Source organism: Lewinella sp. IMCC34191 (assembly GCF_003390935.1).
Lineage (GTDB): Bacteria > Bacteroidota > Bacteroidia > Chitinophagales > Saprospiraceae > Neolewinella.
This window is the reverse complement of sequence record NZ_QNQZ01000010.1, coordinates 168,344-191,363: the sequence shown is the minus strand read 5'-3', so window position 1 is coordinate 191,363 and position 23,020 is coordinate 168,344. Positions and strand designations below refer to the sequence as shown.

Annotated in this window: 14 protein-coding genes; 6 read left to right on the top strand and 8 right to left on the bottom strand. The window is 57.1% G+C overall.

What is annotated here, in order from left to right; all coding sequences use genetic code 11:
* Positions 1–232: 232 nt before the first annotated feature.
* On the bottom strand, positions 233–1,501 hold the full coding sequence (locus DRW39_RS18260) for an adenylosuccinate synthase (RefSeq protein ID WP_116108521.1): 1,269 nt from the start codon (positions 1,499–1,501) through the stop codon (positions 233–235).
* Positions 1,502–1,663: 162 nt separating this feature from the next.
* Between DRW39_RS18260 and DRW39_RS18255 the strand changes: the two genes are divergently transcribed.
* Positions 1,664–2,458: a DUF1206 domain-containing protein gene (locus DRW39_RS18255; RefSeq protein ID WP_116108520.1), complete on the top strand. Its 795-nt coding sequence runs from the start codon at positions 1,664–1,666 to the stop codon at positions 2,456–2,458.
* Between the two features lie 8 nt (positions 2,459–2,466).
* On the opposite strand, the gene DRW39_RS18250 is transcribed toward DRW39_RS18255, so the two are convergent.
* The 5 genes from DRW39_RS18250 to DRW39_RS18230 form a co-directional block, all read right to left on the bottom strand.
* The gene (locus DRW39_RS18250; RefSeq protein WP_116108519.1) at positions 2,467–3,447 is read right to left on the bottom strand and encodes a T9SS type A sorting domain-containing protein; all 981 of its coding nucleotides are present in this window, start codon (positions 3,445–3,447) and stop codon (positions 2,467–2,469) included.
* Between the two features lie 166 nt (positions 3,448–3,613).
* Positions 3,614–4,162 (bottom strand): GNAT family N-acetyltransferase, encoded by a 549-nt coding sequence (locus tag DRW39_RS18245; RefSeq protein WP_116108518.1) that lies wholly within the window; start codon positions 4,160–4,162, stop codon positions 3,614–3,616.
* 34 nt (positions 4,163–4,196) lie between these two features.
* Complete coding sequence (locus DRW39_RS18240) at positions 4,197–4,871, bottom strand: SOS response-associated peptidase (protein ID WP_116108517.1); 675 nt, start codon at positions 4,869–4,871, stop codon at positions 4,197–4,199.
* A 101-nt stretch (positions 4,872–4,972) separates the two neighbouring features.
* Positions 4,973–7,768 carry a translation initiation factor IF-2 gene (gene infB / locus DRW39_RS18235; RefSeq protein WP_116108516.1) on the bottom strand — a complete coding sequence of 932 codons (2,796 nt, stop codon included), beginning with the start codon at positions 7,766–7,768 and terminating at the stop codon, positions 4,973–4,975.
* Positions 7,769–8,019: 251 nt separating this feature from the next.
* Positions 8,020–10,971 carry a T9SS type A sorting domain-containing protein gene (locus DRW39_RS18230; protein WP_116108515.1) on the bottom strand — a complete coding sequence of 984 codons (2,952 nt, stop codon included), beginning with the start codon at positions 10,969–10,971 and terminating at the stop codon, positions 8,020–8,022.
* 294 nt (positions 10,972–11,265) lie between these two features.
* Here DRW39_RS18230 and DRW39_RS18225 point away from each other — a divergent pair, with 294 nt between their 5' ends.
* The 3 genes from DRW39_RS18225 to DRW39_RS18215 all read left to right on the top strand — a co-directional run bounded on the left by DRW39_RS18225 (position 11,266) and on the right by DRW39_RS18215 (position 18,316).
* Entirely contained in the window at positions 11,266–14,280 is a 3,015-nt protein-coding gene (locus DRW39_RS18225; RefSeq protein WP_116108514.1) for an amidohydrolase family protein, read from the top strand.
* Positions 14,270–15,568 carry an amidohydrolase family protein gene (locus DRW39_RS18220; RefSeq protein ID WP_116108513.1) on the top strand — a complete coding sequence of 433 codons (1,299 nt, stop codon included), beginning with the start codon at positions 14,270–14,272 and terminating at the stop codon, positions 15,566–15,568. The genes DRW39_RS18225 and DRW39_RS18220 overlap by 11 nt, the downstream gene beginning before the upstream one ends.
* A gap of 117 nt (positions 15,569–15,685) precedes the next feature.
* Positions 15,686–18,316: a DUF5686 and carboxypeptidase regulatory-like domain-containing protein gene (locus tag DRW39_RS18215; protein ID WP_116108512.1), complete on the top strand. Its 2,631-nt coding sequence runs from the start codon at positions 15,686–15,688 to the stop codon at positions 18,314–18,316.
* Positions 18,317–18,552: 236 nt separating this feature from the next.
* Here DRW39_RS18215 and hisH read toward each other — a convergent pair whose 3' ends face one another.
* The gene (gene hisH / locus DRW39_RS18210; protein WP_116108511.1) at positions 18,553–19,143 is read right to left on the bottom strand and encodes an imidazole glycerol phosphate synthase subunit HisH; all 591 of its coding nucleotides are present in this window, start codon (positions 19,141–19,143) and stop codon (positions 18,553–18,555) included.
* A gap of 123 nt (positions 19,144–19,266) precedes the next feature.
* Between hisH and DRW39_RS18205 the strand changes: the two genes are divergently transcribed.
* A complete protein-coding gene (locus DRW39_RS18205) occupies positions 19,267–20,247 on the top strand; it encodes a DUF4198 domain-containing protein (RefSeq protein ID WP_116108510.1) in 981 nt (326 codons plus the stop codon).
* Complete coding sequence (locus tag DRW39_RS18200; protein WP_255419259.1) at positions 20,248–20,928, top strand: HupE/UreJ family protein; 681 nt, start codon at positions 20,248–20,250, stop codon at positions 20,926–20,928.
* Between the two features lie 79 nt (positions 20,929–21,007).
* Here DRW39_RS18200 and mnmG read toward each other — a convergent pair whose 3' ends face one another.
* Positions 21,008–22,873, bottom strand: coding sequence for a tRNA uridine-5-carboxymethylaminomethyl(34) synthesis enzyme MnmG (mnmG, locus tag DRW39_RS18195; protein ID WP_116108509.1), 1,866 nt, complete (start codon positions 22,871–22,873; stop codon positions 21,008–21,010).
* Positions 22,874–23,020: the final 147 nt, after the last annotated feature.

Sequence of the window (23,020 nt, the reverse complement as noted above, 5' to 3'; positions counted from 1 at the left end):
ATAAGGAATGACTAAAATAGTGACCGGTGGGGGTGTATGGGCTTCAAAGTGCCAGGGTGTCGTCCTGCACATAAAAAGCATTATACCTGCGCTCCGTCGCAAAAATCTGGCGCGGGTTGAGGGGGAGGTAAATTTTCCAATACGGTAGGAGAGTGCTCGCCCCCGAAATCGATATCCGTTGATCTTGTACGAACAATGCAATTGCCTGCTCGTGGCTACAACAATCTAGCGGCTAGCGGGTCACCAGTTCCTCACGGTCAGCACCGGTGCTGACCATCGTGACTGGAACATCCAATTTTTCTTCCAGGTACTGGATGTAGTTGAGGCAGGCCTGGGGAAGGGCGGCTTCTTCCTTGACGCCGGAGAGGTCGCTGTTCCAACCCTCGATTTCGGTATAGATCGCTTCGTAGTTTTCGTGGACGAGGTCGAAGGGCAATTCATTGCTCTTTTCTCCGCCAATCTGGTATGCATCGGCGGCCTTGATGGTCTTGAAGCGGTTTAGTACGTCCACTTTCGTGACAACCAACTGGGTGACGCCGCTGAGCATGATGGTGTACCGCAACTGGACCAGATCGATCCAGCCACAGCGCCGGGGCCGTCCGGTGGTGGCTCCGAACTCCGCGCCTTCCTTGCGTAGGAATTCCCCGGTTTCGTCGTGCAACTCGGTGGGGAAGGGGCCACCGCCCACGCGCGTGCAGTACGCTTTCGTGATGCCGATGACCTCGCCGATGCGCTGCGGTGCGATACCGAGACCGGTGCATACGCCGGCGGTGATGGTATTGGAGGAGGTAACGTAGGGGTAGGTGCCGAAGTCGATGTCGAGCATGCTCCCCTGTGCGCCCTCGGCCAGGATCTTCTTGCCGTCGCGGATTGCCTTGTTGATGTAGAATTCACCGTTCACGAAGACGAGTTGGCGCAACCGGTCCACGGCTTTGAACCAGGCCGCTTCCTCCTTGGCCAGGTCGAACTCGATGTAGGGGTAAAGCCCCACCAACTGCAGGTGCTTTTCCTTGAGACGTTCGTACCGTTGCCGAAAGTCCGGAGCTTCCAGATCGCCCACCCGCATACCGTTACGGCCGGTCTTGTCCATATAGGTCGGGCCAATGCCCTTCAGGGTGGATCCGATCTTGCGTTCCCCCTTGGCATTTTCACGTGCGGCGTCCAGGAGGCGGTGGGTCGGCAGGATTAGGTGGGCCTTGCGCGCAACGAATAACCGGTCGGCGTATTCGATACTGGCCGCATCCAGTTCGTCGAGTTCCTTGGAAAGGGTAATCGGGTCGATCACGACGCCATTACCGATCAGGTTGTGGAGGGAGGCGCGGAAGATACCGGAAGGCACGGTATGCAATACGAACTTCTTACCATCGAAGATGAGGGTATGTCCCGCGTTGGGGCCACCCTGGAAGCGGGCGATAATATCATAGCGGGGGGCGAGAACATCTACGATCTTGCCCTTCCCTTCGTCTCCCCACTGGAGACCCAGAAGTACGTCTACGGCCATTTTAGCTTGGCTTTTAGGGGCGAATTACACACTCTTGTGTACCACCCATTGCAAATCGTGGGCAAAGGTAGTCGAAAAATTCCAGCTACCTACCTGTCTGGCGGCTGACTGTTCGTGCGAACATCCGATGTATAATTAGCCATTATAGTAGTAAACATACACATGGCCTTAAGTCACTCTACCCAAAACAAGCTTTTTACTACCGGATATATTGCCAAAGGAGTGGTTTACTGCCTGATCGGCATTTTTGCCATCATTGCGGTAGTCGGCAGCGCCGGCGAGGGCAGCACCAGCGGTCCCAAGGCGGTCATCACCTGGATCGGAACCAACCCGTTCGGGCAGGTTTTACTCTTCCTCATCGGTGTGGGGTTGCTTGCCTACTGTAGCTGGCGGTGGTACACCGCGGTTAAGGACAAGGAGAATGAGGGGTCCGATAAAGAAGGCATCGCCAAGCGTATCGGTTATGCAGTGAGTGGTACGGCTTATGGTGTACTGAGTGCCCACGCTTTCAAATCGGCCTTTGGCGGAGGAGGCAGTAGTGGAAGCAGCAAGCAGGATATAATTGCCCGCATCCTATCGGAGAGCTGGGGACCCTGGGTGGTCGGCATTATCGCGGCCATCATGGCCGGCGTGGCTTTTTTTCAGCTATACCGGGCCCTGACCGATAAGCATATGGAAGGCATCGAAGGCCTGGGATTAGGGCACGATCAGCGGGAAACTTTTAAAAAGACGGGTGAAGTAGGTCTGACCGCTCGCTTCGTGGTTTATGGCATTATCTCCTATTTCTTGTTCCGCGCTGCCCTGATGGACGATCCCAGCCAATTCAAAGGCGTTGGCGAGAGTCTGAGTTTTATCCAGGACCAATCATACGGTGCGGTACTATTGGCTCTGGTGGGGCTTGGCTTGTTAGCCTACGGTATATTTATGTTTGTACGGGCGAAGTACGAGCGGGTATAGATAAGCGCTTAGATGCGTTGAAAGCGCTGGGCGCCGGCTGCCGAGCGGGCGAAATAGACGCCTTTTTTCAAACCGGAAACATTCACGCTGTACGTTCCGTCACCGGTATGGTGAGGGGTGAGTTGAGAGGTTACGTCCCGGCCCTGCATATCGAAGATGGTAACCTCATCGAAACCGCGGAGATATAATACGTCCGAGACCGGATTAGGGTAGACGGACATTCGGTCATCCGGTGAATGGACGGCCCTGATGTCCGATATGGTCGACGTACCATCAACGGACATCATTACTATCCGGTAGTAGGCGACCGTTGACAGCGGGTGTTCATCACGAAACTGATAACCTCCAAGCACATCATTTCCTTTTCGGCTTGGAAGCGTCGCGAGAGGAAGCCAGTCGCTCCCATTGGCAGAACGCTCTACGGTAAAATAATTTTGATCGGCCTGTTCCACCGTGTTCCAGTGGACGCGGACGCTACCGGTAGGTTCGGATTCCGCTCCGAAGTCGGATAGGGCAATAGGAAGGACCGCGTTGCCATCCATGTAGGCCATGCTTACCGTTTGATTAGGTACGCCGGGCGCGCTAATGGTCAGGTTCATGGTTTCGCAGGCAAAGTCTGCGGGGTCTATCCTGTGGCATGGCGTTTTGGTATTGCTGTACTTGTTGTACGACTGGATACTTCCGCTGAGCGAGGAGGATTCGGGGATGCCGATAGTTCCACCGTTGGTCACGCAGCCGTCGCCAATTCCCAGATAATAGGTACGAGGCCCGCCGCCGCCACTGTAGTGCACCTCGTAATCGAAGTTCTGCACGTAATTGAAGCCGTACCTGCAGTTGTTGCTTTCGTTCAGAACGGTGATACCGGTGTACCGGATGGCTACGGTTATGGTCCAACCCTCTGAAGAGGTAACGGAGGCGTAATTGTCCGCCCGGAGGTGTGTACAGGCGATCAGCACCGCAAAAGCGGTAAGTAGTGTTCGAAATAGCATGTCTGAGTGTTATAACTGTGTCTGGAATCCGTGACATAAGGTCACCGGATTAAAAAATGAAAGTGTGGAGTGTCTATAAGGCTAAGGCAAAAATTAGAAGCAGGCAGTTAGTGTAATATCGTTCATATGTCTCGTCCATTAAAACGCGTGTTCTTCCATGCAATTGTCAACTTAACAATTTTACCATTCTCCAATCTTCCATTAGGTACCCTTCCCCGATTTCCGTAGTGTACTGTTCGACTTTCTCGAAGCCCATCCGTTCGTAAAACCTGATCGCCGGGTTTTGGTAGTTGACATCGAGTTTAAGCGCCAACTGTCCATTTCGGGTAGCGATGGATTCTACCTTATCGATCAGGAGCCGGCCAAATCCCCGACCCTGCATTTCCGGCAGGACGTAGAGTTTATGAATCTTAGTTGCACCCGGCGCCTGATCGGTCTCGTGACTGACGTATCCTACGGCTTGAAAACGCCGACTCTGCCCGGAGTAGTCCGAGCGGAAACTTTCGTCGCTGGCCAGCAACAGGTGAAACACATGACCGCTTTGCATCTGGTCTAGCAGGGCATCCGGGCGGTACATCATCTGGAGCATATACTCGATCTGAGCCGCAGAAAGAATATCTCCAAAGGTGTCGGGCCACGTTTTGCGGGCAAGCCGCTCTATGGTCGCGACATCATCCGGAGTGGCTGGTAGAATGCGGACGTTGGCGGAATTCACGGAGCAAGATTATCGGGCGATCAGAAGAAAGAATTCAGGCAGATGGCTCGTGGAGCCGCGGGCCGTTATTTCGTACGTTGCCCACTTCCTGAGAAACGGGATATGTCTTCAGTGTCCCGTCAGGGGGCGTGGCCAGAAGATCCAGTATGGCAGGTAGATCGGCATCACGGTCCAGCCATGCGCCTTGTTGTTCGGCGGTGGTCAGCAACATCGGCATGCGATCATGGATGGACGTCATCTCTTTATTGGGGGGACCGGTAATGATGGAGTAGGTGTAGACCGTGTCTCCGCCATCTTTGGGCGACCAGCTTTCCCAAATACCTGCCATGACGAGCAAGGTGTCGTCGGTCGGGAGTATGCGGAAGGGTGTCTTGCTACCGCCTTCGCGCTTCCATTCATAGAAACTGTCTCCAATCACCAGGCAGCGGCGCTCACGGATGGGTTTTCGGAAACTTGACTTGTCTTCAATTCCTTCCCGCCGCGCGTTGATCATCCTGGCGCCGATCTTGAGGTCCTTGGCCCAGAAGGGCACCAGCCCCCATCGGAAGGCCGATAGCTGTCCGGGTTCCCGGTCCGTTATTACCAGGCCGTCCTGGGTCGGGGCCATATTGTAATTGGTGGGTAGTCCACCCGTGGGCGTTACCAGATCTTTCGTGAATTGCTTACGAAGCTTGGCTTCGTCGATCACTACTGAGTATCGTCCGCACATAGGGTATCGAATTGATGAAACGGGGAATATCCAAATTAGTGAATAGCCCCTTGCGCAGAAGGTTCGCTATTCACTAATTCAGCCATTCGTCCGTTCACCAATTAGTTCGACTGCATCTTCTGCTTGATCTCTACGATCTCGTAGCCTTCGATGATGTCGCCTTCCTTGATATCGTTGAAGTTCTTGATATTCAGACCACACTCCATGCCGCTGCGTACTTCCTTGACGTCGTCTTTGAAGCGTTTGAGGCTTGCCAGTTCGCCGGTTTGTCCTTCCTTAAGCGGGAAGACAACGATACCGTCGCGAATGACGCGGATGAGGGTGTTGCGGGTGATCTTTCCTTCCTCGACATAACAACCGGCGATCGTACCGACCTTGGAGATCTTGAAGGTCTCGCGGACGGCAACCTGACAGGTCGTCTTTTCCTCGCGGGTAGGCTCCAGCATGCCTTCGATGGCGCTGCTGATTTCGTCGATCGCCTCGTAGATGATCGAGTACGTCTTGATCTCGACACCTTCTCGCTCGGCGAGCTTGCGGGCCGAAGAGCTGGGACGTACCTGGAAGCCGACGATAATGGCGTCGGAAGCGGTTGCCAGCAAAATGTCGGAATCGATGATCTGGCCGACGGCCTTGTGAATAACGTTGACCTGTACGGTTTCCTGCGACAGCTTGATGAGCGAGTCGGATAGGGCCTCTACGGACCCGTCCACGTCACCTTTGACGATCAGGTTCAGTTCCTTAAAGGTACCGAGAGCAAGACGGCGTCCGATCTCGTCGAGCGAAACGCGCTTGGCGGCCCGGTTGGCCTGTTCACGGCTGATCTGTGCGCGGCGGCTGGCCAGCTGGCGTGCTTCCTGCTCACTGGGCATCACCTTCAGCATCTCCCCGGCTTGCGGAGCACCGTCGAGGCCAAGTAGGAGAACCGGTGATCCCGGGCCTACTTCCTTTACGCGCTTGTTCCGTTCGTTAAACATGGCCCGGACACGTCCGCTGGCCTCGCCGGCCACCAAGATGTCCTGAACGCGAAGCGTACCGTGCTGTACCAAAATCTTGGTGACATATCCTCGTCCTTTCTCCAACGACGCTTCCAGAACGGTTGCGACCGCCGGGCGATCGGGATTGGCGGATAGTTCCATCATTTCGGCTTCCAGCAGCACCTTCTCCAACAGTTCGTCGATACCGTCGCCCTTGAGCGCGCTGATCTCCTGGGATTGATACTTACCCCCCCATTCTTCAACCTGGTAGCCCATGGAGGCCAGTTCGGTCTTAATCTTATCGGGGTTGGCGCCGGGGCGGTCGATCTTGTTGATCGCGAAGATCATCGGTACACCGGCTGCTTCCGCGTGACTGATGGCCTCCTTCGTCTGGGGCATCACGTTATCGTCCGCAGCAATGATGATGATGGCGATGTCCGTCACTTTGGCACCCCGCGCACGCATGGCCGTAAAGGCTTCGTGACCCGGTGTATCCAGGAAGGTGATCTCGCGGCCGTCGGGCAACTTTACTTCGTAGGCACCAATGTGCTGTGTGATGCCACCTGCCTCGCCGGCAATGACGTTCGCGTCGCGAATACGGTCGAGCAACGACGTCTTACCGTGGTCGACGTGACCCATAACGGTCACGATAGGCGGACGGGATACCAGATCTTCCGGCTCGTCTACGTACTCTTCTTCTTCCTCCTCGGACTCATCCACGTTGATGAACTCAACTTCGTGGTTGAATTCTTCCGCGACCAGTTCGATGATTTCCGCATCGAGACGCTGGTTAATGGAGACGATCACGCCGGCATTCATACAGGCCGTGATGACTTCGCCGATACCGACGTCCATCATGTTTGCCAACTCCTGAGCAGTGACGAATTCCGTCACCTGCAGCTTGTCGTTGGTTTGCTCGTCGAGCAGGGCTTCCTGCTTTTCGCGAATGCGATCGCGGTTATCCCGCCGTTGGCGCTGGCGTTTTTTCTTACCACCGCCGCCTTGCAGGCGAGCCATGGTCGCCTTGATCTTGTCCTCGATATCCTTGGCCGAGACCTCGCGGGGCTCGTCGTTGCGAGCGCCACCGCGACCGCGGTCGTTCCGACCGCCGCCGCCACTGGTGCGGCCGCCCTGGGGTGGTCCGGTAGTGATCTTTTTGCGCTTCCGTTTCTTGCGGCTATCGTCGGAAGTCCGCTTATCGGTCTTCTTGATCTCGATTTTACCCAGCACTTTCAGGCCGCGTAGCTTAGGCTCTGCGGTTTTGTGCATGTCGGGTTGCTCGCCGGACTTGGCCGTGGGTTTGGCTTCCGGCTTCTTTTCTTCCGGGGCGGGCTTGGCAACCTTGGGAGCGGCGTCTTCGGCCGGTGCCCGTTTAGCTTCGGGCTTGGCGGGAGCTTTTTCCGCTCTGGGTTCGGGCTTTCTCTCCGGTTGTTTCTCCGGCTGCTTTTTAGCAGGCCGTCTTCTATTGGCATCCAGATCGATCTTGCCCATGACCTTCAGGCCGGGGACCTCGCGCTTCCCGGTGTCTTGCTTTTCCTCCTTCTTGGACTCTTGGGGCGCGGGAGAAGCAGGTTCCGGAGAAGGGGCTTTTGCCGTTGGTTGTGGCTTCTGCACCGGCGGGGGAGCCGGGGTTGTTGCCGGCCGGGGCGGCGGCGGTGGCGGGGCCGCGCTTCTTGCAGCCGGCGGTGGTGGGGGCGGCGGCGGTGGCGGGGCCGAGGGGCGCGTGCCGAACTCCATTTTGGCAGCCTTCTCCTTATCGGACATAGCTTTAGCGAACTCCTGACGTACAGCCGATTCCATTTCGGCGCTGACTTTCGCGATCGGTTTGTTTTCGATCTCGAAACCCTTACCGGATAGGAACTCGACGATCGTCGAGGTCGCCACGTTCAATTCCTTCGCTACTTTAATTAGTCGTTTACTCATTCGATCTGTTAAGCACGTCATCATTTTACCGCGGAGTGCTGCCGCGGGGCCATTTAGAACTACCCTAAAAAGCCGGATTTCCCCCTTCTGCCTGGCGCCATGTTGGAGGACAACACTCGGAACACTATCCAAATGTAGCACAAAGATAAGTCAATAAAGGAACAAACCCGACAGGCACCCAGGCTTTACAGCGTGTCTGAGTAAACGCGGCAACTTTAACATAGTTTGACGGGGCACCCGCCGAGGTGAAATTACCTCGTCACGATAATGCGACGGCGCCCCACAATTTCACCGGACCTTTCCCATAGCAACAGAGTATAAGCACCGGCTGGGAAGTCGTGTAGCGGAATCGTAAAGCGATCCGCGGTACGATCGGAGGCGTAAACCGTTTGCCCGCTAAGGTCGTGCAACGAGGCTGCTACCGTCCGTTCCGCATGCAGCTCCACCCGTAACCAGTCATTTGCCGGGTTTGGATAGGTACGAATTTCTAGCTCCGGTATCTCGGTTGAGGAAGTAGGCGGCGCGGCGCAGGCAACCTGCACCGCATTGGGATCGGTATCCTCCGGATAGATGCCATCCGGCGCGTACTTCCACAGCTCGGCACCCACCTTGCCGTCATCGGCGGAGAAATACACGAAGCCGTCGAAAGCGTAGAAATATTCCGGGTCCGAGGATGCGGGGCCTGCTTGTATGTCCGCGACCAGTACGGTCCCGTCGACCGTACCGTCGGTTTTCCACAGTTCCCGGCCCAGCTCCGGTACATCCGCCGAAAAGAGCAGCAGCGTATCGTTTACTACGAAAAGATCGCGTGGGGAGGTAGGAGAGGTGCCCGTTTGGGCATTCTGAAGCGGAACAGCCGCCATCCCGGGGCCGGCGGTCGCCCACAATTTCTCGCCGGTACCGGATTGATCGGCCGTGAATACCAGACCGTCTCCTAAAACACGCAGGTTGGATATGGAAACATACCCAGAAGATGCGGTAATCGGCGATGGTTCCACGTCAAAGGGGGCGCCCTTCGTGGTGTATAAGGCGCGGGAACCGTAACCGCCGGCGGTGAAGTACACCTGCCCTCCGTAGGCAAAGGCCAGACTTGGATTCTGCAGATTGCCGAAGCCGGTGAGTTCAAAGGTTCCCTCCTCCGTACCGTCGGACCGAAAGGGGAGGCGGCCCTGCCCGTAGTCGGCGGTGAAAAAAGCCAGGCCGTCGATGACGGTCAGGTTGCCGATATGTCCGTAGAATCCATCTTCCTCGACCTGACGAATGTCCTTGACCAGAAAGGTACCCTCCGCGGTGCCGTCCGTTCGCCAGAGCTCTGTACCGTAAGCCCTGGTCGTTTCCTCGAACAGTAGAATACTGTCGTTCAACGCGACGAATGCCTGCCCGCTGGAGTTAGCCCCGAAGGTAGGTTCGAGCACCTTGATCAGCTCGTAGGCGCCCGAAGGCGGATCGATCGAGTAAAGTACCTGGCCGACGCCGCTGACGTAGGTGCGAAGCAGTAAGCGACTACCGAGACGCACCGGCCCCGAGATGATCGCCCTGCCGACCGGTCCTTCGGGATCCAGCTGAAAGGTTCCCCCCGGGGTGCCGTCCGTGCCGTATAAGCGTGCGTCGTTGAAGTTGCTGACGTTCACAAAGGCTGTATCGCCCAGGGTGGTCGTAACCGTTGGATGGCTACCTTCCCGGCCCGCTTCCAGGTCCGCCACCAGCCCGGTGGTTGCCGCCGACCCCTGCGTCGCAAACAATTCGAACCCCGTGCATGGAGTGGTTGCCCTAAAAAGTAACCGTCCGTTGACAATGGCCTGCGGTTGGGGAATGGATCCGGTTTCCCTAGTATTGACGTCCATCAATAACTCGATCGATTCACTTCCGTTCTCCACGGTGAATACCTCCTCCCCGTACTCCGGATGGATAGCCGTGAGTACGATGCCGTTCCCAGTCGGCACCGGTTCGCTGAATTCCGGACTGCTCGGACCGGGGTAGAAATCCGCCAGCAGACGGGTACCCGACGGGCTGCCGTCGGTGCGCCACAGTTCCGTGCCGATTCCGGGCTGGTCAGCCAGGAAATAGTAGTATCCGTCGGAGGCCACTATCTCCCCCAGGCTGTAGCCGTTGAAGCCGCGGTTGGTGATGTTGTCCAAAAGCAAGGAAGGCTCCGTCGTTCCGTCCGTTCCGTAGAGCGCGTTTGTTTGACGGCCATTGTTTGTTTTTATACTGGTGTAGAAAATTTGATCGGGAAAGAACTGCAGCGTCTGCAGGTAGATCGAATCGCGATTCGGGTTCACATCGAGCACCGGCTCCACGGTGGAGGTGGCCGTATCCAAACGGTAGATCGTCAGGTCCAACTCGGGGGTTTGCAGGGAAAAATAGAGCCCGTCGCTATGCAGGCTCAGGTGGCGAACCGTACCCGGCGGAATGGAAGGGTATACCTCCCGTAGCGGTAAGGCATTGTAGAAGTTCTCATCGTAGACGTAGGGGCCGGCGGACCTGCCGATAATAGCCTGTACCACGGTCCTCGAACCCACGGCTATCAGTGGCTCTACGTATTCCGCACCTTCCAGGGGATACCGTACCAGGGTCCCTTCCTTCGTGCCGTCGGTGACTACGAAGGGAACCGGATCCCCCGGGGAATAACCGTAATCGAAGAAGACCCGGTTACCGATTCTGCCGATGCGGCTGACGTAACCTTCCGGCATCTGTTGCAGCAACGTAAGCGACTCGTCGGTTGGGTCGTACCGGTAGAGTTGCTTGTCGTAGTTGTCATCGGGGTGGATGAAAACGATCGCCCCGTTCACGGCGGTGTACCAGGGATTATTATTGTCAAAGTAGTTGGATGGGAATATTCCTATTTCGCTGACTTCGCCTGTCGCCAGGTCGATACGCTGGTAAGCGATGGTTCCTTGCGCGTCGACGACGAAGTACACGGAGCCCGCGATCAGCGTGGGGCTGTTGGTCCAGTTCATCGTCAGGTCGGGCACCAGGTCGCCGATCGGGGAAGGTTCCGCGATCCCCGTCGCTTGGTAGTAAAGTTGTTCCGTAGTGCCATTATTGCCCACGAATACGGTGTACTCGCCGTCAGACTGTAGGTTGGACGGGTTGCTGCCAGCGTTGCCCTGGCTGATATTAGCCACCAGGATTTGCGCGGACAGTGATAAAGGGAGAGCCGCCCCTATAAGGCAACTCAGTAGCAGGTAAAAAAGGGGCATGGGTGAGTGTTGAGGTATAGGTGCAAAAGCAGTCGCATGGAACGCTCTTGTCGTTATTTGCTCGTCAAAAATATTATTACGTGCTATTTAATGGGGAAAGCGGGATAAAATTTTCCCTTCACTTTCTTCCCCACGCCTGCAAGCGACGAAAAGCTGCGGCACTTCTCGCGTCCCGGTGGATGGGCATGCACAGAATATACCGTGTATACCGTCACTCTTTACACCTTAATCCGGTACCCGGCTACAATACAGTAATAAATCTCCGTACTTTCCCCCTTTAACCAAATGACAACCATGACACAACGATTACGGCCGGTCCTCCTACCGGCCTTCCTCCTCTTTAGTATCGTGCTGTCCGCCCAGACCACCTTCCCCTACAACGGGGTTTACGATCAGGCTGACCGATACTACGCCATCACCGGCGTTACCGTCCACGTCAGTCCGGACCAAACCCTCGAAAACGCTACGCTCGTCATCCGCGACGGGTTAATAGAAAGCGCTACCGCCAACGGCGAGGTGCCACGCGGCGCCGTACCGGTAGCGGCTGACGGGAAGCATATATACCCCAGCTTCATTGAGGTCTACGGCAATTACGGTATGCCGGAAGTCGAGCGTAGCCGCCGCAGCCGGAGTGACGGGCCGCAGATGGAATCGGAAACCGAAGGAGCCTACTCCTGGAATCAGGCCCTACGTCCGGAAACCGACGCCGCGGCGCTGTTTACGATTGACGCCAAGGCCGCCAAAGCCATGCGGGATGCCGGTTTCGGCACCGTATCTACCCACCACCACGATGGCATCAGCCGGGGAGCGGCCGCCGTGGTGACTTTGGCCGAGAGCAGTGACAACGAGGTGCTGCTCAAAAGGGATGTCGCCCACCACCTTTCCTTTGACAAAGGATCCTCCGGGCAGGACTACCCCAACTCCCGCATGGGCACGATGGCCCTACTGCGACAGACCTACCTGGATGCGGAGTGGTACGGCGAGGGAGACCGAAGAGAAACGAACCTAAGCCTGGAAGCCTGGCGGGACCTGCAGGACCTGCCCCAAATATTCGAGGTCGAGGATTGGCAGAACGCACTTCGCGCCGACAAGGTCGGTGATGAATTTGGTGTTCAGTACATCATCCGCGGTGGCGGCGACGAGTACCAGCGTCTGGAAGCACTGCAGGAGTCCGGAGCAAGCTTTATTATTCCCCTGACCTTTCCGGAAACCTACGACGTAAGCGATCCCTTCGCCGCCGACATGATCTCCCTGGCTCAGCTACGCCACTGGGAGCGTGCGCCAGGCAACGTAGCCGCCGTAGCGGAAGCCGGCATCCCCTTCGTAATTACCGCTGACGGACTGGATAAGCCCGGCGATCTGCACGAGGCCATGCGCAAGGCGCATGAGGCCGGAGCCGACGAACGTACCCTTATGATCGCCCTGACCACCGGACCCGCCGAGATGCTCGGAATTGCCGATCGGGTCGGAACGCTCGAAAAAGGGATGTTGGCTAATTTCATCATCACCGACAAGAGTCCCTTCACCGATAAGGCTACCATCTACCAGAACTGGGTACAGGGTTATCCCTTCGAAATAAAATCGCTGAATGCCACGGAACTGGCTACCGCCTACGATATCACAGTTGGTGATGAAAGCTTTGTCGGAGAAGTTTCGGGAGACCCCGGCAGTCAGAAAATGACTCTTAGCACCGAAGGCGACAGTACGAAAACGGACGTCTCTTATTCCGAGAGCGGCGGCGTGCTCACCATGCGTTTCAAACCGGAAGGTGAAGACGGATACTACCGGATCACGGCCACTCCCGATGGAGAAGGTTACTCCGGTACGGGTCGCGACGCCCGCGGGCGCATTGTTTCCTTCCGGGCCACGCCGAGGACGGGAAATGATTCCGGAAATAGCAGAGAGAGCAAGAAAGACGATGCGGAAGCTTCCGAATCCGAGGAGTACGTCAGTCGCCTCACGTATCCCAACATCGCTTACGGACTACCCACTATGCCGGAAGCCAAAACGGTACTTTTCCGGAACGCTACCGTATGGACAAACGAGGAGCAGGGCATTCTGCAGGAAGCCGATGTACTTGTCCAGGACGGGAAAATCGCCGGCGTCGGGCAGGGACTGTCCGATCGGGGTGCGACGGTTATTGATGCCACCGGAATGCATCTCACGAGCGGGGTAATCGACGAGCATAGCCACATCGCGCTCAGCTCCGTTAACGAAGGCACCCAGTCCAGTACCGCTGAGGTCCGCATGGCCGACGTGGTAGATGCCGTAGATGAGAACATATACCGCCAGTTGGCCGGCGGTGTCACCGTAAGCCAACTCCTTCACGGCTCCGCTAACCCGATCGGTGGTCAGTCGGCGCTCGTGAAATTGCGCTGGGGTGCTTCTCCGGAGGAAATGATGTTTGAAGGGGCCGACCCCTTCATCAAGTTTGCACTGGGAGAAAACGTCAAGCAGTCTAACTGGGGCGATGCCAGTCGGGTACGCTACCCGCAGACGCGTATGGGCGTCGAACAGATATTCGAAAATTACTTCAGCCGCGCGGCCGAATACGATCGGGCTATGCGTGCCGGTGAGGACATGCGTCGCGATCTCGAACTGGAAACCCTGGCTCAAATTCTCAACGACGAGCGCTTCATCACTTGCCACAGCTACCAGCAGGGCGAAATCAATATGCTGATGGAGCTCGCCGAGCGCCATGACTTCCGGGTTAACACATTCACGCATATCCTGGAGGGTTATAAGGTAGCCGACAAGATGGCGGAGCACGGCGCGGCCGGCTCCACTTTCTCCGACTGGTGGGCTTATAAGTTCGAAGTAGACGAAGCCATCCCGTATAACGGGGCGCTGATGTATGAGCAGGGCGTTGTGACCGCATTTAATTCCGACGACGCCGAGATGGCCCGCCGGCTAAACCAGGAAGCAGGGAAGGCCGTGCTGTTCGGTGGCGTACCGGAGGAAGAAGCCTGGAAGTTCGTTACGCTCAACCCGGCCAAGATGCTTCACATCGACGACCGCGTCGGTAGTATCAAAGTTGGTAAAGATGCCGATCTCGTGCTCTGGAACGACCACCCGATGAGTATCTACGCCCGGGCGGAACGCACCTTTATCGACGGAAAGGAGTACTTCAACCGCGAAGAAAACGAGGAGCGTCGCCTGGCCCTGGGCGAGGAGCGTAACGCCCTCATTCAGGCTAGCCTCGACGCTAAGAACAGCGGGGGCAAAACCCAGCCCCCCCGCGGGAACAGTCGCCGCCTCCTGCACTGTAACAGCCTTGACCACCACAACGAAGAAAACCATGATCACTAGTATTAAATACCATTTCGCCCTACTGTTTTGGGTAGCGGCATGCTCCTGCGTCTTCGGCCAGAACCCCGTTCCGGCCCGGGCGCAGCAATCGCCATTCGCCGTTACCGGCGCGACCGTGCACGTAGGCGACGGTACCGTACTTGATAACGCAACCATTCTGGTCAGCAACGGCCGGATTGAAAGCGTAGGTGCCGGGGGAGACGTGCCGGCCGGGTACGAAACCGTTGATGCGAGCGGTAAGGAGATCTACCCCGGCCTGATCGCGCTGAACAGCCAGCTCGGTCTGGTGGAGATCAACTCCGTCCGGGCGACACGCGACGATCGGGAAGTCGGACTGATGAACCCCAACGCCCGCGCACTGATCGCCTTCAATACCGACTCACAGGTTATCCCTACCATCCGTAGCCGCGGGGTATTACTGGCGCAGGCCACCCCCGAAGGCAGCCTGGTCAGTGGTACCAGCAGCATCATGCAGCTTGACGGCTGGAACTTCGAAGACGCGGCCGTGAAAGCTGACGACGGTATCCACGTCCACTGGCCCAATCGCAACAGCTACAACTGGCTGACGGGTAGGATCATACCGAACGAGCGCTACGATGAGCAAGAGCGCGAGTTGGAAGCCTTCCTCGAGCAGGCCGTGGGGTACTGCGGTCGCCCGGAGGGTGACGGAGAACGACTCCTGAAATTTGAAGCCCTGTGCGATGTCATTGACGGCGGTGCCAAAGCCTATCTGCACGCGGAGGAAGCCCGTGACATCCAGGCCGGCGTGCTCCTACTGAAGCGAATGGGTGCCAGTCCGGTAATTGTCGGGGGATACCAGGCTCACCTGATTCCCGAATTCCTGAAGCGGGAAGGTGTGCCCGTCATTTTAGGCAGTACACAGGCCCTGCCTGCCGCCCAGGACGAGCCGATCGACCAACCCTACCGCAGTCCGGCCCTGCTGGCGGATGCTGGCGTAGAGTTTGCCATCAGTCACGAGGGTTACTGGCAGCAACGCAACCTGCCGTTCGTGGCTGGCCAGGCCGTTGGTTTCGGACTGGACTACGAAAAGGCGGTTGAGGCCGTTACGCTTACACCCGCTCGCATAGCCGGCATCGATGCGGATTACGGTAGTGTGGAAACGGGTAAATCGGCAACGTTCATCGTCGTATCCGGCGATCTGCTGGATATGCGGACCAGCAACGTCGAGCACGCCTTTATCGACGGGCGCGAAATCGATCTTGACAACAAGCAGGCCGAACTCTACCGCAAGTTCAAGGAAAAGTACGATCGGCAGACCAGCCGATAACTTTCATCATTGGTCGATGGGTTTGCCCCATCAGTATAGGAATAGCCTCCAGTTCGCCATGCTTAGCGAGCCGGGGGCTATTTTCGTTATTTACTAACCCGTTCAGCTCTAAGAACCATGTCCAGCCGCCTTGCCCTCCTGTCTCTCCTGCTCTTGGTTGCGGTTGGTCCGCTCCTGTCACAGGTCCTCTCCGGCCGGGTAACCGACGAAAATAACGGCGAATCGCTACCCTATGCATCCATCTATTTACAGCAGTTGGGGACGGGTGCTACGACCAATGCAGAAGGACGCTACGAGCTGAAACTGAAACCGGGAACTAATACGCTGGTGTTTCAGTATCTCGGCTATCAGACGCAGGTCATCGAGGTGCAGAGCGGTCGGAGTAATCTGGACGTATCCCTGATACCGGAGGCGCTCGAATTGGACGAGGTGCAAGTAGTAAGCGGCGCGGAAGACCTCAGCTACAGCGTCATCCGTCGTGCGATCGCCAAAGCGGATTATCACCGGAACCAACTGGACCGGTACTCGGCGGACGTCTACCTGAAAGGCATTGGCAAGGTCGACAAGATTCCCGGTCTGCTCAAAAAGCTGGCTCCAAAGGACGAACGTAAGGAAATAGAAGAGGTGGTGGGCCGAAGCTTTACCAGCGAAACCACCAGTAAAATCACTTACGAAAGACCGAATACCTTCAGCGAGGAGGTCGTATCCCGCTACGTTGTCGGGGAAGAGAGTTTTTCGGTAAGTGGCTACGTCTTTTCGAGTTTCTACCAACCCGAGGTAGCGGGCATCGTCAGTCCCCTGAGCCCGAAAGCCTTCGCGTACTATAAATTTGAGCACGACGGCGTATTTGGTGACCAGGGTGAACTGATCAACAAGATCCGGGTGATTCCGCGAAGCCGCGGCGAAGGGGTATTCGAGGGAGATATCTATATCGTACAAGGTGACTGGTCACTCCACAGCCTGGACCTGCGGACATACAACACCGGATTTACCATCGATGTCAAGATCAATTACAATGAAGTGGCCGATCATATCTGGCTGCCGACTACCACCGCCATAGCCGGCAGCGGAGGGCTACTCGGTATCAAACTGTCGGTACAGTACATCGCCAATACGAGCAACTATGACATCGAACTCAACCCCGACCTCGAAGGCTACATCGAGGTTATCGATGAAAAGACACAACCGGAGGTAGCCGCCGAGACCCGCCGGGAGAACCGAACGACGGGCTACGAAAATACCCTTGAGGAAGGCGGCGAACTGACCCGTAAGGAACTTCGCCGCCTACTACGCTCGTATGAGAAGGAGGAGCAGGAAAAGCAGGAAGAGCCCGAGGTCGTAGCCAATTACACCTTCAAGGATGACAGCGTTAAGACCATCCGGGACTCCGCGGCCTGGGAGGCCGTGCGGCCCATTCCCCTGACCGTAGAGGAAATTGAGGGTTACCGTTACCAGGATAGTGTAGCCCGGGTGGAGAAGCAGGATTCGATCGCCGAATCCCGCGGCCAGCCTACCGAGGCGGAAAATAAGCGAAAGAAGCGTTCGCTGCCGGGCATTCTCCGGTGGAATTGGATGCCCGATGCGGCATTTAATCCCGTAGAAGGCTACGCCGTCGGCCTCAAACTTACCAAGGCGATCAACCGTACGGTGCGGGAAGACAGCAGCTCGCACAAAGTCCGCTTGGGAGATTTTAGCGTACGCTCCCGCTACGGTTTTGCCTGGAAGCGGGTCAGTTGGGAACTGGGGTACAGTAACTGGACCAACGATCGAAACAAGGGGCGGTACACCTTTACGGGCGGCCGCTACCTCAGTCAGTTCGACGACCGGCCCGCCATCGATCCGATCATCAATACAATCACGGCCCTGGTGTTTGGTGACAATTACGCCCGCCTCTACGAGCGGGCCTACGGGGAGGCCACCTACCGAAAGCGATACAGCGATGCGCTCAGTCTCGGCGGACGAGTCCGTTTCGAAGACCGGCGATTGGTCAATAACTTCACTAATCACCGTTGGGGAGGTGACGACGAATTTGCCTACGCTTCTAATAACCCCTTTAATGAGGAGGTTGGCGAAATCACGCAAGTACGCAATGCCGCATTACTCACGGTGAGCGCGGCCTGGCGGCCCGGACTGAAATACGTTATTCGCAACGGTAGGCGCCAACTAGTCAACGACTCGGCCCCGACACTGGGGATATTGGTGGAGTCCGGACTGCCATCAATAGGCAAGAGCGCTTCCGATTTTACCCGCATTCAGGGCAGCTACCGCCATAAGTTTGAGGCCGGGCCGCGCGGATCCATTCACCTGCTGGCCCGCGGCGGTTCCTATATTAACCGGACGTACGTGGACTTCCCCGATTACCGCCACTTTGCTACCTCGGAAATCCTGCTGACCCGCCTGGATCCCATCGGAAGTTATCGGCTGTTGCCCTATTACCGGAACAGTACGGCCGAAGAGTACCTGGAGGTCTATGCGCATTATCAGTTCAGGAAATTCCTGCTCACGCAAATATTTGAGCTGCATCTGATGGGACTCAAAGAGGACCTCTTCGTCAACTACCTCTACACCCCGACATCCGATCATTACACCGAGGTTGGTTATTCGCTCGACAACATATTGCGGGTAGCCCGTCTGGAGTTCGTGGCGGCCTTCCGGGACGGGGGGTACGATGATTTTGGCGTTCGCCTAAGCGTAACAACTACCTTCTTCGGCAACGATGACGCGGGAACGGAGACGGTGGAGTTTTAGGCTAACTGCCGGCTAACCTTGTTCGCCTTCGGCTTGGGGCTTCCCAACCCGGATATTGGGGAATTGGCTGCCCCCATACTTCGCCGTCTTTGGCATGACTCAAGAAAGGGAATTTTCCTGTTCACTCGTTTAAATTTCGCACTGCTCCGTACCTCTGCGGTAATCCCCCGCCGCCCTCTTCGCTTCACCCTAAGCTCCGTGGCACCTCTGTGTTTACCTGCCCCTAACAAGCAACACTAAACCGCCAAAAAATCGCGAATGATCCGATCCCCCACGGCGGCCGACTTCTCCGGGTGGAACTGCGCGGCGTAAAAATTATCCCGCCGCATCATAGCCGCGAAATCCGTACCGCAGTAATTCGTGGTGGCCACCATATCCGGTCCTGCCTCAACGAAGTAGCTATGGACGTAGTAGCAGTAGCCGCCGTCTACCTCCTCACTAAGCCATCCGTTACCATCCTTTACCCGTACATCGTTCCAACCCATGTGCGGGACTTTCTCCCCGTTAACCGGGCGGAACTGCCGGACCCGCTCGGGGAAGATGCCCAGGCAATCCACGTCCCCCTCCTCGCTGTGGCTGCAGAGCAGTTGCATCCCGACGCATACGCCGAAGACCGGTTGAGTCAGGGAGCGGATGACGTCCGCTAGGCCGGTCTCGTTGAGGTGCGCCATGGTTGAGGCGGCGTGACCGACGCCCGGGAAGATGACCTTACCGGCGCTGCGAATCTTGTCCGGGTCCGCCGTCAGTTCGTGCTCGACGCCGATGCGCTCCAGGGCATAGAGGACGGACCGAATGTTGCCGGCGTTGTAGTTGATGATCGCTACCATGGGGCAAAGGTAGGGTAGCGGGCGCTCTATTTTACTCGGCAGTGCAGGAGCTTCCATACAGGCCGGACAAACCACTTCCGCCTTCTACCCCGTAACTTTCATCGCCATACTATGCACTCAACGATGAAGAAACTATTGTTTGCTTTCTTTTCACTGGTCGTCCTTTGCAGTCACGACATGTACCTGAAGCTGGACACCTTCTTTCTCCAGCCTAACGGCAAAGCCGCCATACAGCTATTTAACGGCACCTTTGCCGAAAGCGAGAACACCATCGATCGCGATCGCATGATCGATGTCAGCGTCATTGCCAACGGTCAACGCCGCACTATGGATTCTACCCATTGGCGGGAAGAGGGAAGTGTCACGGTCCTGGATTTCACTACGGGCGAAGCCGGTACTTACGTGGTTGGCGTCAGCACCCGCCCGCGCAGCCTGACTATGGAAGCCGATGCCTTTAACCGCTACCTGGAACACGATGGCGTGGTGGACGAACTGGAGCGGCGGCGAACGAATGACCTGCTGGACACCGACGCCACAGAAAAATACAGCAAACATGTAAAGACGATTGTCCAGGTCGGCGAAGAGAAAACAAGCGACTGGAGTACTCCACTCGGCTATCCGATCGAATTCGTTCCGCTGAGCAATCCCTATGACCTGCACCCGGGCGATCCTTTTGGGGTGCAACTCCTCTGGCAGGGGGAACCGCTGGCTAATCAACTGGTCATCGTAGATGCCGAAATGGGCGGAGCGGCTCACGAGCACGGTCCAGATGCGGATCATGACCACGGCGACGGATCGGGGGGGCATACCCACGATGGCATGAAGCAGCTGCGTACGGACGCGGACGGAACGCTGGAGTTCGAGGTATCTCAAGAGGGAAGCTGGTTTCTACGTACCATCTACATGCAGGAATCGACCGAGGAGGGGTTAACGCACGAATCGAATTGGGGCACCCTCACCTTCGGCGTAGCCCACGGGCACAGCCACGGGGCGGGTGCGGATCATACCCACGAGCACGAAGGGGGCATTGCCGCCTACGCCTGGTGGATAGGCAGTATCGTGCTCGTCGTTGGGCTATTCGTGTACTTCAACAAACGTGCCTAAGTGACCGGGCTGACCACGAGAATAAGTGTTCTCGCCATCGCCTGCTTGGCTCCAGCTCTTCTGGCTGCGCACGGAGTGAGTTCAGGCGATCAGGCTATTCTTAGTGAGGGTGGCTTACTGGCCTATGTTTACGTTGGGGCCAAGCACATGGTTTCCGGCTACGACCACCTGCTCTTTCTGGTCGGGGTCATCTTTTACCTGAAGGGGCTGCGGGACATCGTCCGCTTCGTAACCGTCTTTACCATCGGACACAGCATTACGCTGATCGGCGCTACCTACCTGGGCATTCGGGCGGACGAGCATCTCGTGGATGCGGTGATCGCGCTAAGTGTACTCTATAAAGGATTCGAGAACCTGGAAGGCTTCAAAAAATACCTTGGAGTCAGAACTCCTAATCTGTTGGTGATGGTAGGGATCTTCGGCCTTATCCACGGCTTTGGTCTCGCCACGCGGCTGCAGTCCTTTGATATCGGGGCGGACCAGTTTCTCGCGAAGATCGTCAGCTTTAATATTGGGGTAGAGCTGGGGCAGGTGCTGGCGCTGATCCCAATTGTGTTCCTTATTTCGCGCTGGCGGGAAAAGGAGAGCTTTGATGCTTTGTACCGATCGGTGAATGTGTATTTGTGTATCGCTGGGGTGGGGCTGTTCTGTTACCAGCTTTATGGGTACTTCCAGGCGTAGGGGAGTTGGCGCTGCCGGAGGCAGCTTTTTGCTTGCGCTGTCGGAGACAGCATTTTACAGCGCTGTCGGAGACAGCGTGTTACCGGCCGAGGTGGACTAGCAGGACGCTTACATCGGCGGGGCTGACCCCGCTAATGCGACTGGCCTGACCGATGGTGACAGGCTTCAGCTTATTCAGTTTCTGGCGGGCTTCCTTGCTGAGGCTGGTCAGCTGCTCGTAGTCGAAGCTTTTGCCCAACTTGATGCCTTCGAGGCGGCTCATCTTTTCCACCGCCTGCCGCTCCCGCTCGATGTAGCCGGCGTACTTCAGGGTCACTTCGGCGAGGTTGACGGTTTCGGCGTCGTAGGGGCTCAGGAAGTCGTGTAGGGCGGGCACGGCGGCGGCCAGTCCCTGCAGGCTCACGCCGGGTCGGGAGAGGATGCTGTCGAGCTTGACACCCTGTTTGAGAGCGGCCGTGCCTATGCTCTCCAGGTAGCCGTTCATCTGGTCGGGGGTCACGCTGTGATCGCGGAGCTCCCGGGAAATGGCATCTACGGCCTCCCCCTTTTCGTTTACCCGATCCATGCGGGATTCCATACCCCGCACCCCAAGGGCGTGGGCCATAGGCGTCAGGCGTAGGTCGGCATCGTCCTGGCGGAGGAGGATGCGGTACTCGGCGCGGCTGGTGAACATGCGATAGGGTTCTTCGGTGCCCTTATTGATCAGGTCGTCGATGAGGACGCCGATGTACGCATCGCTGCGCTTAAGGATAAAGGGATCGCGTTCCTGTACGGCAAGGGCGGCGTTCATGCCCGCGATCAGGCCCTGGCATCCGGCTTCCTCGTAGCCGGTCGTGCCGTTGATCTGTCCGGCGAAGAACAGTCTGGGAACCAGGCGGGTCTCCAACGTCGGACCGAGCTGGGTAGGAGGAAAGAAATCGTACTCGATCGCGTAGCCGGGCCGGAACATCTTCATGTTCTCGAAGCCCCGCACTTTGCGCAACGCTTTGTACTGGACATTCTCGGGCAGACTGGAGCTAAAGCCGTTCACGTAGATCTCGCAGGTATTTCTTCCCTCGGGCTCTACGAAGAGCTGGTGCTGATCACGACCGGCGAAGCGGTCGATCTTGTCCTCGATGCTTGGGCAATAGCGAGGCCCGAGCCCCCGGATGCGGCCGTTAAACATGGGGCTGCGGTCGAAGCCCTCGCGCAGGGTATCGTGCACTTCCGGGCTGGTGTAGGTTACGTAGCAAGGAAGCTGATCGGTCAAAGGTGGGGTATCGGTGTAGCTGAAGCGACCCGGATTTTCGTCCCCGGGTTGTTCGGTCATAACGCTGTAGTCCAGGGTCCGACCGTCGATGCGGGCGGGGGTACCCGTTTTCATGCGGCCGGCTTCGAAGCCGAGTTCCTGCAGTTGAGCGGTAATGCCGGTAGAGGCCCGTTCCCCGGCGCGGCCGCCACCGAGTTGTTTCTCACCGATGTGGATGGTCCCGTTGAGGAAGGTCCCGTTGGTTAGCACGACCGACTTGGCGGGGATTTCCATACCCAGGCCGGTATGTATGCCACACGCCCGGCCGTCTTTAACCAGTATGCCGGTGACCATTTCCTGCCAAAAATCGATATTCGGGTGCGCTTCCAGCTTCTCGCGCCAGTTGAGGGCGAAGGCCATCCGGTCGCTCTGTGCGCGCGGGCTCCACATCGCCGGCCCCTTACTGAGGTTCAGGAGGCGAAACTGGATCATGGTTTCATCGGTCACGATGCCGGAGTAGCCACCCAGCGCATCGATCTCGCGAACGATCTGGCCCTTACCGACGCCTCCCATAGCGGGATTACAGCTCATCTGAGCGATCGTCTGCATATTCATGGTAGCCAGCAGTACTTTCGCACCGAGGTTGGCGGCGGCCACGGCGGCCTCACAACCGGCGTGGCCGGCTCCGACCACTATCACGTCGTAGGTTGGAAACATAGCGAGGCTAACGTTTTTTGGGGCCGCAAAGTTACGGTTTTCAGTCGGTTATCCACGGGGTATCCGGTTTTATGGTCCGGCTTCTACCTGCGCTCCGCCGCAAATGATCGCCAGGAATACCGTTTTACAGCATAGATTAAATCTAAA

Bases quoted from the DNA above. Each gene is read 5' to 3' on its own strand.
- DRW39_RS18260 (WP_116108521.1), bottom strand. From the start codon at position 1,501: ATGGCCGTAGACGTACTTCTGGGTCTCCAGTGGGGAGACGAAGGGAAG.
- DRW39_RS18255 (WP_116108520.1), top strand. From the start codon at position 1,664: ATGGCCTTAAGTCACTCTACCCAAAACAAGCTTTTTACTACCGGATAT.
- DRW39_RS18250 (WP_116108519.1), bottom strand. From the start codon at position 3,447: ATGCTATTTCGAACACTACTTACCGCTTTTGCGGTGCTGATCGCCTGT.
- DRW39_RS18240 (WP_116108517.1), bottom strand. From the start codon at position 4,871: ATGTGCGGACGATACTCAGTAGTGATCGACGAAGCCAAGCTTCGTAAG.
- infB (WP_116108516.1), bottom strand. From the start codon at position 7,768: ATGAGTAAACGACTAATTAAAGTAGCGAAGGAATTGAACGTGGCGACC.
- DRW39_RS18230 (WP_116108515.1), bottom strand. From the start codon at position 10,971: ATGCCCCTTTTTTACCTGCTACTGAGTTGCCTTATAGGGGCGGCTCTC.
- DRW39_RS18225 (WP_116108514.1), top strand. From the start codon at position 11,266: ATGACACAACGATTACGGCCGGTCCTCCTACCGGCCTTCCTCCTCTTT.
- DRW39_RS18220 (WP_116108513.1), top strand. From the start codon at position 14,270: ATGATCACTAGTATTAAATACCATTTCGCCCTACTGTTTTGGGTAGCG.
- DRW39_RS18215 (WP_116108512.1), top strand. From the start codon at position 15,686: ATGTCCAGCCGCCTTGCCCTCCTGTCTCTCCTGCTCTTGGTTGCGGTT.
- hisH (WP_116108511.1), bottom strand. From the start codon at position 19,143: ATGGTAGCGATCATCAACTACAACGCCGGCAACATTCGGTCCGTCCTC.
- DRW39_RS18205 (WP_116108510.1), top strand. From the start codon at position 19,267: ATGAAGAAACTATTGTTTGCTTTCTTTTCACTGGTCGTCCTTTGCAGT.
- mnmG (WP_116108509.1), bottom strand. From the start codon at position 22,873: ATGTTTCCAACCTACGACGTGATAGTGGTCGGAGCCGGCCACGCCGGT.